General features: G+C 62.6%; 11 protein-coding genes and 1 tRNA gene. 3 read left to right on the top strand and 9 right to left on the bottom strand.

What is annotated here, in order from left to right; all coding sequences use genetic code 11:
* The 3 genes from M0954_RS13340 to M0954_RS13330 form a co-directional block, all read left to right on the top strand.
* Positions 1-573 (top strand): bifunctional ornithine acetyltransferase/N-acetylglutamate synthase (locus tag M0954_RS13340; protein WP_297353681.1); only part of this gene is annotated, 573 nt, incomplete at its 5' end.
* A gap of 30 nt (positions 574-603) precedes the next feature.
* Positions 604-1,473, top strand: a complete 870-nt coding sequence (locus tag M0954_RS13335) for an ATP-binding protein (RefSeq protein WP_297353679.1) — start codon at positions 604-606, stop codon at positions 1,471-1,473.
* A complete protein-coding gene (locus M0954_RS13330; protein WP_123384882.1) occupies positions 1,470-1,907 on the top strand; it encodes an NUDIX domain-containing protein in 438 nt (145 codons plus the stop codon). The genes M0954_RS13335 and M0954_RS13330 overlap by 4 nt, the downstream gene beginning before the upstream one ends.
* Positions 1,908-1,955: 48 nt before the next feature.
* Here the strand turns inward: M0954_RS13330 and M0954_RS13325 are convergent, their stop codons facing one another.
* The 9 genes from M0954_RS13325 to M0954_RS13285 all read right to left on the bottom strand — a co-directional run bounded on the left by M0954_RS13325 (position 1,956) and on the right by M0954_RS13285 (position 10,127).
* The gene (locus tag M0954_RS13325) at positions 1,956-2,153 is read right to left on the bottom strand and encodes a DNA gyrase inhibitor YacG (RefSeq protein WP_122152608.1); all 198 of its coding nucleotides are present in this window, start codon (positions 2,151-2,153) and stop codon (positions 1,956-1,958) included.
* Positions 2,154-2,251: 98 nt separating this feature from the next.
* The gene (gene zapD, locus M0954_RS13320; RefSeq protein WP_122152607.1) at positions 2,252-3,007 is read right to left on the bottom strand and encodes a cell division protein ZapD; all 756 of its coding nucleotides are present in this window, start codon (positions 3,005-3,007) and stop codon (positions 2,252-2,254) included.
* A 202-nt stretch (positions 3,008-3,209) separates the two neighbouring features.
* Positions 3,210-3,830 (bottom strand): dephospho-CoA kinase, encoded by a 621-nt coding sequence (gene coaE, locus M0954_RS13315; RefSeq protein ID WP_297353677.1) that lies wholly within the window; start codon positions 3,828-3,830, stop codon positions 3,210-3,212.
* A 3-nt stretch (positions 3,831-3,833) separates the two neighbouring features.
* Positions 3,834-4,763: an A24 family peptidase gene (locus tag M0954_RS13310; protein WP_297353675.1), complete on the bottom strand. Its 930-nt coding sequence runs from the start codon at positions 4,761-4,763 to the stop codon at positions 3,834-3,836.
* 28 nt (positions 4,764-4,791) lie between these two features.
* On the bottom strand, positions 4,792-6,021 hold the full coding sequence (locus M0954_RS13305) for a type II secretion system F family protein (protein WP_297353673.1): 1,230 nt from the start codon (positions 6,019-6,021) through the stop codon (positions 4,792-4,794).
* 2 nt (positions 6,022-6,023) lie between these two features.
* The gene (locus M0954_RS13300; protein WP_297353683.1) at positions 6,024-7,301 is read right to left on the bottom strand and encodes a GspE/PulE family protein; all 1,278 of its coding nucleotides are present in this window, start codon (positions 7,299-7,301) and stop codon (positions 6,024-6,026) included.
* 230 nt (positions 7,302-7,531) lie between these two features.
* Positions 7,532-8,833 carry an HlyC/CorC family transporter gene (locus M0954_RS13295; protein ID WP_122152603.1) on the bottom strand — a complete coding sequence of 434 codons (1,302 nt, stop codon included), beginning with the start codon at positions 8,831-8,833 and terminating at the stop codon, positions 7,532-7,534.
* A 166-nt stretch (positions 8,834-8,999) separates the two neighbouring features.
* Positions 9,000-9,076: transfer RNA gene (locus tag M0954_RS13290), tRNA-Pro, on the bottom strand.
* Positions 9,077-9,134: 58 nt separating this feature from the next.
* The gene (locus M0954_RS13285) at positions 9,135-10,127 is read right to left on the bottom strand and encodes a polyprenyl synthetase family protein (protein ID WP_297353671.1); all 993 of its coding nucleotides are present in this window, start codon (positions 10,125-10,127) and stop codon (positions 9,135-9,137) included.
* Between the last annotated feature and the right edge of the window lie 104 nt (positions 10,128-10,231).

Below are 10,231 nucleotides of genomic sequence, written 5' to 3'. Positions count from 1 at the left end.
TCGTTCAATTGCATCACGATCGACGGCGATACGTCGACCAACGATTCGTTCATCCTGATCGCCTCGGGCAAGTCGAGCCTGCCGGCGGTCACGAGCACTGATTCGCCCGCTTACGCGGCTCTGCGCGATGCGGTGACCGAGGTTGCGCAGACGCTCGCGCAACTGATCGTGCGTGACGGCGAAGGTGCCACCAAGTTCATGACCGTGCAGGTGGAAGGTGGCGCGAACGTGGCCGAATGCCGCCAGATCGCTTATGCGATCGGCCATTCGCCGCTGGTCAAGACGGCGTTCTATGCCTCGGACCCGAACCTCGGCCGGATTCTCGCGGCAATCGGCTATGCGGGCGTGGCGGATCTCGACGTCGGCAAGATCGACCTGTATCTGGACGGCGTTCTCGTCGCCAAAGCGGGCGGCCGCAATCCGGAGTACCGTGAAGAAGACGGGCAGCGCGTGATGAAAAAGGCCGAGATCCTGATTCGCGTGGTACTTGGCCGCGGCGATGCGCACGCCACGATCTGGACCTGTGACTTGTCGCATGAATACGTGAGCATCAACGCCGACTATCGCTCCTAAGCCAGTATCCGATCAGCCTAAATTTTCGTCATGGATAAACTCGAACAGTTTCTGACTCGTGCCGAGGCTTTGCTCGGCCGCCTGGAAGCCGTGCTTCCGCCCGCTACGCCCGACGTCGACTGGTCGGCAGCGGTCGCCTTCCGCTGGCGGACGCGCCAGGGGCGCGGTTACCTGCAGCCGGTGCCGGCCATCTCGGACATCACGCTTGACGATCTGCAGAACATTGATCGCCAGAAAGGCCTGATAGAGCAGAACACACGCCAGTTCGTGCGCAAGCAGCCCGCCAACAACGTGCTGCTGACGGGCGCGCGCGGCACCGGCAAGTCTTCGCTGATCAAGGCCTGCCTGAATGCTTTCGCGAAAGACGGACTGCGCCTGATCGAAGTAGACAAGGACGACCTGCACGATCTGGGCGATATCGTCGACCTGATCTCGCAGCGCCCGGAACGTTTCGTCGTGTTTTGCGATGACCTGTCGTTCGAGGATGGCGAGTCGGGCTACAAGGCCCTGAAAGTGGCGCTCGACGGCTCGGTGGCGGCGCAGTCCGATAACGTGGTGATCTACGCCACGTCGAACCGGCGCCATCTGTTGCCCGAGTACATGAGCGACAACGAGACGTATAAGCACACGTCCGATGGTGAGATTCATCCGGGCGAAGTGGTCGAAGAAAAGATCTCGCTGTCAGAACGCTTCGGCCTGTGGGTCAGCTTCTATCCGTTCAAGCAGGACGATTACCTGACGATCGTCGGGCACTGGCTGCAGCATTTCGGCTGCGGCGCCGCGGAGGTCGAATCGGCGCGCGGGGATGCACTCGTGTGGGCGCTAGAACGCGGGTCGCGCTCGGGACGTGTGGCGTGGCAGTTCGCGCGCGACTGGTCCGGCCGGAAGTCGCAGGCATGACGGATACCACCAACGCTACCCACGCGCCTGCTGCGAACCCAACTGGCCGGCCGGTCACCGAAGTGGCGGTCGGCGTGCTGGTGCAGCCCGATGGGCGCTATCTGCTTGCTCAACGGCCAGTAGGAAAGCCTTACGAAGGCTATTGGGAGTTTCCAGGCGGCAAGCTGGAGCCGGGCGAATCAGTCGAAGCGGCGCTGGCCCGTGAACTGCACGAGGAACTGGGCATCGAGGTCAAGGCGAGCCATCGCTGGCATACGCTTGAGCACGACTATCCGCATGCCTATGTGCGGCTTTATTTCTGCAAGGTGACACAGTGGACTGGTGAGCCGCATGGCCGCGAGGGGCAGGCGTTTGTCTGGCAATCGCTACCTGCGGATGTGTCGCCGCTGCTGCCGGCGACCATTCCCGTGCTGGAGTGGCTTGCTGCGGAATAGCGGCGTGGCGGGGAGACGCTGGGGAACGGCGTTGACGCGACCCGGCACTCAGTGCGGGTTGTAATCGCCGCTCGGCTCGTCGTCTGAGGGCGCTTCTTCGTCGGTGCTGCCGATCTTGTATTTCTCAGCGGCCCACGCGCCGAGGTCGATCTGCTTGCAGCGCTCGGAGCAGAACGGGCGGAAGCGGTTTTCAGGCGTCCAACGGACTTCCCTTGCACAGGTTGGGCATTTAACGACAGTAATCATTTGGTCAGGCAGTCAATCGCAAACGGGACAGGTTTCTAATATAGGGGCGTTTTCTCTGTTTGAAAGGCGGCCCCACACGCACACCCGTGACCGTCAGGTTACAGGCTGCATAGCGTAAGCTGGAACGGCACGTCGACGTCAACGGCGCGCGGCCGCAGATCGCCATCCTGCACGGTGAAGCGCACCCACAGCATGTACTTGTTTGCACTCGCCTCCGGAATGACCCGCAGCTCCGGCTGCAAACGCACCTGCATCAACTGGTACGAGCGGCCCGACAACATCTGCTGGTAGCTGCCCTGCATCGCCATCACCTTCGAGGCTTGACCCGATTCACGCGCCAGACGCAACACGATGGTCGCGGCGTCGCGCAGTGGCAAAAGCGGAGTAACCCATTTGGCGATGTCCTGGCGGCGTTGATCCGGGTGAGTTTGCTGCCAGGCGTAGTAAGACGGCAGGTCAAACTTGCAGGTGCCGCCCGGGATGATTGCCCGGCTGCGGATGCTCGCGAGCCATTCATTGTCTGCAAGATGCTGGCCAGTCTTACCCTGCATCTGGGACAGCCCGGACAGCGTTTGTTCGATCTCTCCCAGCACCGCCTCGAGGGCACTCTGCTCGATGCCCGGATTGCCGCGGAACGGCGCAAGCGTTTGCCGTTGCCGCTCGAGTTCCTTCATCAGATCCGACTTCAGATCCGCGCGACCCGCGACTTCAGAGATTTCGAACAATGTCGTCAGCGCGACGTGATGTTCCCTGGCATCTTCCTGAGTCAGAAAGAACGTGAAGCGCTCGAACAGGTCTTCGAGGCGCAATAGCGTCCGGATTCGCTCGTTGAAGGGATACTCGTAAAGGATCAAGCGGGCTCGCCTCGGGCGTGGTCGGTGACGGGAATGCAGAACATTCTAATGCCGTGAGACTACCCTAGCAATCACACACTTTTTTGCTACGCTTTTGCAAGTTTCTCCGCGTGTTTCGCGGTTGTTTGAGCGCGCTCTCTGTTCTTTATTGCGACAGGGCTGAACTGTCTTGAGGGTCCGTTGCCCCTGTCATTGATCTGGCTCAAGCGCCGGACAGCGACAGGTACAAACGGTGCTGCTCCTCGACCTGCCTCGTGAGTTCATCTATCGAGGTGTTGTCGTTGTCGTTGTCGTTGTCGTTGACGATGACGTCGTCGGCGGCGGTAAGGCGTGCTTCGCGGGTCGCCTGACGGGCGATGATGGCAAGCACCTGTTCGCGGCTGAAGGCATTGCGGCGCATCACACGCGAGACCTGCGTCTCGACGCTGCAGTCCACGGTCAATATACGGTCCACACGCGTTTTCCATGCACCCGATTCAACCAGCAACGGCACCACCAGCATGACGTAGGGTCCGCTGGCCGCGTTTCTCGCGCGCTCGGTTTCGGCGCGGATCAACGGGTGCGTGATGCCTTCAAGACGTCGACGCGCTTCCTCGTCGCTGAAGATCAGCGCGCGCATGCGGGTGCGATCCATGGAACCGTCCGCTGCTACGAATGCGGCACCGAACTCGCTGGCGATCTGCGGCATCGCGACGCCGTTCGGCGCGGTGATCTGATGAGCAATCAGATCGGTATCGACGATTGCCACGCCGTGCGTCGCGAACAGGTCCGCGACGGTCGACTTACCGCTGCCGATGCCGCCTGTCAGTCCCACAGCAAACATGCGTCAGCCTCCGAGTGCGAGATAGAGAGGGGAGCCGAGAAACAGGGTGATCGCGCCGCCGGCTGCGAGGAACGGACCGAACGGTAACGGTTCTTCGAAGCGCATGCGCCCGCGCCACGTAGCGGCAAGCCCCACGACCGCGCCGGTCACCGCGGCGATCAACACGATCTGCGGCAACGCGGCCCAGCCAAGCCATGCGCCGAGCGCGGCGAGCAGTTTGAAGTCTCCATAACCCATGCCTTCGATGCCCCGTACGAGCTTGAACACCCAATGGACGACCCACAGTACAAGATACCCCGCAATGGCGCCGGCGACCGCGCTGTGCAGGCTGGCGAACATGCCGTTGAAATTGACGATCAGCCCGGCCCATAGCAGTGGCAGCGTCAGCGAGTCAGGCAGCAGGTGCGTGTCGATGTCTATCGCGCTCGTGGCGAGCAACGCGGCGCACAGGCCGAACGCGGCAAGCGCCATCGTGGTAGGACCGAACACGCTCAGGGCTCCCGCGGCGCAGGTAGCGCTGGCGATCTCGAGTAACGGATAGCGTACCGACACGTGGGCCTTGCACGCGGAACATCGTCCGCGCAACAACACGTAGCTCACCACCGGGATGTTCTCCCACACGCGCAGAACGTGTCCGCAATGCGGGCACGCGCTGCGTGGCACCGACAGGTTATAGCGCGCGGGCAGGCCGTCGTCCGCTGGCGGTTGGTCGGTCGTGCCGCTGATCTCGTCGCGCCACGCGCGCTCGAGCATGATGGGCAGGCGGTGCGCGACCACGCTTAGAAAGCTGCCGATAACCAGTCCGAAAACGATGGCGAACGTGAGTTGCACGCCGGCCGGCAAGATGCTAAAGCTGGCGCCGAGGCCGGCCGCAACGTGGCCATGAAGCGCGCTGAAGGAAGTGTCTGACACGGTTGCGTAGTTAGCCGGCATGGCAAAAGAGTGGGATTCGGCTGCGATGCTACACCACGTTGCCGAGTTGAATGATGGGAAGATACATCGCAATCACGAGGCCACCGACCAGTGTCCCCAGCACGATGATCACCAGCGGTTCGCACAGGCTGGCAAGTGTGCCGATCTTTTCGTCAACCTGACGATCGCCGAGCGACGCCACGTCGATCAGCATCGCGTCCAATGCACCGGACTCCTCTGCGACGGCAACCGGCTGAACCACTTCGGCCGGAAAGCAATGTACCGCGCGCATCGCCGCGGCCAGGCGTTCGCCGCGCCGCAGGCGGGCTGCGATGTCGACAGTGGCACGATCGAACCAGGCGTTGCCGGTGGCGTGCGTGAGCGAATCGAATGCGTCTGCGAGCGGCGTGCCGGCGGACAACAGTGTGCCGAGTGCACGGCTCCAGCGGGCGGCGCATAACGTAGCCAGCAGTGGGCCTGCTACGGGCAATCTTAGCGAGAGGCGACCAAGCGTCAACCGTGCTGTTTCCGAATGCCGCAGCAGGTAAGTCACTGCGGTACCTATTGCCACTGCGCACGCGAGCGCGGGCACGCTCCAGCGTGCTGCGCCGGCGGATAGCGCTATCACGATCTGCGTCGGCACCGGCAAGCGCGCGCCAAAGCCGTCGAAGATCTGTTTGAAGGTCGGCACGACCCAGATCAATGGTGCGGCGGTGATGGCGAGCGCTAGCAACAGGATCGCGACCGGATAGGTGAGCGCTGCCTTTACTTTGGAGCGTTGTGCGGCGCCGCGCTCGCGGTCGTCTGCGACGCGAGCCAACACGGCAGGCAGCGCACCGGCCGCTTCGCCGACCGCGACCAGCTGACAATACAGCGCGTTGAATTGCATCGGATGCCGCGCCAGTGCCGCGGAGAAACTCAGGCCACCGGTGATGTCACGCGCCAAGGCACCTACGATCCGCGACATGCCGCGCTGACGGGGTGCAGGCGCTTGCGCCAGCAGATCGAGCGAAGGTGCGAGCGGTAATCCGGCGCGCAGCAGGCTCGCGAGTTGGCGCGTGAACCTCGTCACTTCAGCCGCGCGTGCTTTGGGCCGCGGCGCCGGCCCACGCGCCTTGATCTCGACGACGAACAGTTTGTCGCGCTTGAGCACGGCTCGGACGGCATCCGTGTCCGGCGCAATCAGCGTGCCGCTATGTTGCGTGCCGGTTGCGTCGACGCCGCGCCATGCAAAACGCACGTCACGCACTTCGGTACCGGAGGATGGGCGGTTCGTCATCGTTATGTGACCTCGGTAGCACCCAAGGCTTCGGCGAGACTGGTGGTACCGTCTCGCACGCGCGCGAGCGCGGCATCGCGTAGCGTGGTTACGTGCTCGGCGTGAGCAAGGCGAGCTAGCGCATGGGTGCCTGCGCTTGCAACGATCAACTCGCGCATCGCGTCAGATACCGGCATAACCTGGTGAATGCCGATCCGCCCGCGGTAGCCGATACCGTGACATGCTTCGCAGCCCTTCGCTTCGTAGGGGTGCCAGCCGTCGAACTGGTCGTCAGCGAAGCCTGCTGCGCGCAGGGCGGCTGCCGATTGCGGCGCCGACGTCCGGCAAGCTACGCACAGTCGTCGCACGAGGCGTTGCGCTGTCACCATCCGTAGCGCGGCAGCGAGGTTATACGGTTCGACGCCGATATCGATCAGGCGCGCGATGGCAGCGGGCGCGTCGTTGGTGTGCAGCGTGGACAGCACCAGGTGGCCGGTTTGCGCGGCCTTGACGGCAACATCCGCGGTTTCTTCATCGCGGATCTCACCGACCATGATCACGTCGGGATCCTGGCGCAGGAAGGCGCGTAGCGCGACGGCGAAAGTGAGGCCTGCCTTCTCGCGCACGCTGACCTGATTGATGCCGGCCAGCTGGATTTCAGCGGGGTCTTCCACGGAGCAGACATTGCGCGATTCGGCATTCAGCATTTGCAGGAAGCAATACAGCGAGAGTGTCTTGCCGCTACCGGTTGGGCCGGTCACAAGCACTAGTCCATGCGGTGCACCGATGGCAGCTTCGAGCGCAACGCGCTGGGGGGAGTTGAGCCCGAGCGAATCGAGCGAGAGCGCCGTGGGTAGCGCATCGAGTCGGCGTAGCACCAGCTTTTCGCCGAACAGCGTGGGCAGCGAGTTCACCCGATAGTCTTCGAACCGGCCGGGGCTCGTTGCAATGCGCAGGCGGCCGTCCTGCGGTATCCGTCGTTCGGCGATGTCCATCCGCGCCAGGACTTTCACGCGCGTGATGAACGCATCGCGCAGATGCGCGGGTGGTTGCGCGATGGCATGCAGCACGCCATCGATTCGCAGACGCATCGGCCAACCTTGTTCGGCCGGTTCGATATGCAGGTCGGATGCGTTGCGGCGCGTGGCTTCCCGCAGCGTTTCGTTCAGCAGACGGACGGCGGGCGTGTTGTCGGCATCGGCTAGGCCGGGTGCTGGGTTGCGGCCGGTGGCGTCCTCGCGGATTGCCCCGGCGAACGGCCTGACAGCTGAAGGCTGAGATGGCGTAGGCGGCGCGGACATCGCCGGGCCAGCGGCTGACTCCGCTTCAACGGCGGAGGCGCGATACGGTGATTCGGCTGCGGCAACAAGATTTGCTGCGCGATGCGTAGAACCCGCCGGCGCGGAGCGGTAAGAGGATGACATCGGAAACCGGCTGGAGCCGCCTGTAGAACACAACGACTCCATCATCCGTCACGCCGGTCACGACCGCTATTCAGCCGGATGGCCAGGCGTGCCGCACGCCTCTCTCGTTAAGCCCGCGGTACCTTGCCCTTCGCCCCCGAGCGTGAACCCGGTTTAAAAATCTTGACGGTGCGAACCGCCTGATCGTCACTGCGCATCACCTCGAGTTTGATCTCGCCGATCTGCACGCACACATCGCCGTCAGGGATTTCTTCGAGTACTTCCAGAATCAACCCATTGAGCGTCTTTGGCCCGTCGGTCGGCAGCGTCAGCTGTAGCCAACGGTTCAGCTCGCGCAACGGCATGCTGCCCGCGACGATGCACTCGCCTTCCTCGTTCCAGCCGCCGCGAGAATTCGCGCCTCGTGGGATCGACGTGGTGAACTCGCCGATCAACTCCTCGATGATGTCTTCCGGCGTGACCAGACCCTGCAGTTCGCCATATTCGTTGACGACGAGCGCCGTACGGTGGCGGCTTTCCTGGAAGTACTGCAACTGCTGGAACACCGGCGTGCCGCTCGGCACGAAATACGGTTCGGCCAGCAGTTCGCGCAACGTTTCCCGCTCCAGTTCCTGGTTGTGTAGCGCCGAGAGTGTCTTGCGCACATGCAGCACGCCAAGCACGCGGTCGATGTCGCCCTGATAGACGATCAGCTTGTTGTGATAGCAGGTCTCGAGCTGATGCAGGATCTGCTCGAACGGGGCGTCGAAATCGAGCGCCTCGATCCGGCGGCGCGGAATCATGACGTCGTCGACAGAGATGTTTTCCAGATCGAACAGGTTCAACAGGATGCTACGGTGCTTGGTCGGCATGAAGCTGCCGGACTCGAGTACGATGGTCCGCAGTTCCTCAGTCGAAAGCCGCTGATCGCGCGCGCCTTTGGTATTGATACGCAGGATGCGCAGAATGGTGTTGGCGAACAGGTTGACGAACCAGACGATCGGCCTGGTCGCGCGCATCAGCGGTGCGATCAGCAGGCTGGCCGGTAGTGCGATCTTTTCCGGGAAAGTGGCGCCGACAATTTTCGGCGTGATCTCTGCGAACACGATGATCAGGAACGCGACGATGCCGGTTGCGATGGACAGCACCAAGTTGTTGTGCCCGAACGTATGCAGCGCGACCGAGGTGGTGAGCACCGGGATGATCGTATTGAACAGGTTGTTGCCGATCAGGATCACGCTGAGCAGTTCGTCGGTGTGCGCGAGTAGCCCCTGCGTGGTTTTGGCGCCGAGCGCGCCCTGATTGGAGAGGTGCTTCAGGCGGTGGCGGTTGAGCGCCATCATCGCCGTTTCGGAGATGGAAAAGAAACTGGAGCAGATAAGCAGCAGGACGACGGCGCCTATCTGCGCCCATAAGGGTAGTTGTTCCACGTGTCGCGAACTGGTAGGGGGCCGGGATGGAAAGAATATAGCAGAGGGGATCGTGCGTGCCTTCCTGGCCAAAAGACGTAGGAGCACCAAGGCCAGGAGCGGACGACGATTGCACAAACGACAGGCGAAAAAAAACCGCGCAACACTGCGCGGCTTTTTCAAAATCTGGTCGGGGTGAGAGGATTCGAACCTCCGGCCTCTACGTCCCGAACGTAGCGCTCTACCAGGCTAAGCTACACCCCGATTTGTACTGCTGGATACTGCCAACTCGATTCAGACTAATTCGGCATTTAAGTCCAGTTCAAGACTGTCTCGCCGTCGAGTAAGAACATAATTCTAGCAGGCTCTCTTTAAAAATGGAATCTGGGAACGAAGAAATTGCTGCGGCCGCGGCCTGAGCTTCCTGTTTCGCGCAGTCCAGCGTATGGTCCAGCGCGCCGGAGCGGGTGATCGCCTCGAAAATAGTATCGAAACGGTCCGTGCCACCTTGCTCGATCGCCTCGCGCGCCAGCGCCGACTGCTCTGGCGTGCCGCGTTCGATCAGGTAGATAAGCGGCAGCGTGGGCTTGCCTTCGCGCAGGTCGTCCCCGGCATTCTTGCCCATGGATTCGGCCGTGCCAGTGTAGTCGAGCCAGTCGTCCATGATCTGGAAGGCCGTACCTATGCGCCGGCCAAATTCTGCAGCTGCGGCTTCGGTGGTCGCATCCGAGCCTGCCAGTACCGCGCCGAGCTGGGCCTCCGCCTCGAACAGCTTGGCCGTCTTGTAGCGGATCACCTGCATGTAGCGCGCTTCGTCCACGTCGGCGTCATGCATGTTCAGCAACTGCAGGACTTCGCCTTCGGAGATGATGTTGGTCGCCTCCGAGAGAATCTCCATGACCCTCATTTTGCCGACCCCGACCATCATCTGGAACGAGCGCGAGTACAGAAAATCGCCCACCAGCACGCTTGCCGCGTTGCCGAACAGGGCGTTCGCCGTCTGACGGCCGCGCCGCAGGTCGGATTCGTCGACCACGTCATCGTGCAGCAGGGTGGCCGTGTGGATGAACTCGACCACTGCGGCCAGTTCGTGCCGGTGTCCCGTCGTCTCGCCCAGCGCGCCGGCCACCAGCAACAGCAGCGCAGGCCGTAGGCGTTTGCCGCCGGCGCTGATGATGTACTCGGAAATCTGGTTGATCAGCATCACCTCGGACGCCAGGCGGTGCCGGATGACGCGATTCACCTGCTCCATGTCTTCGGCGATCGGAGCGAGCAGGCTGGCGGCGTTGGGGGAGGGGGTGGCAGTCGACGACATGATGGCTGAATGGGGTAGTGCCGCGAATTATAAGGCGAATCGCGACAGTTCCGGGCCGCAGCCTGCGGGATAGAAGCACGGCGCCCCGGCCGGCAGGGCTCCAC

Origin of the sequence: Paraburkholderia sp., assembly GCF_026225065.1 — a bacterium.
GTDB lineage: Bacteria > Pseudomonadota > Gammaproteobacteria > Burkholderiales > Burkholderiaceae > Paraburkholderia.
The sequence above is the reverse complement of the archived record's forward strand: the minus strand, read 5'-3'. Positions and strand labels throughout refer to the sequence as shown.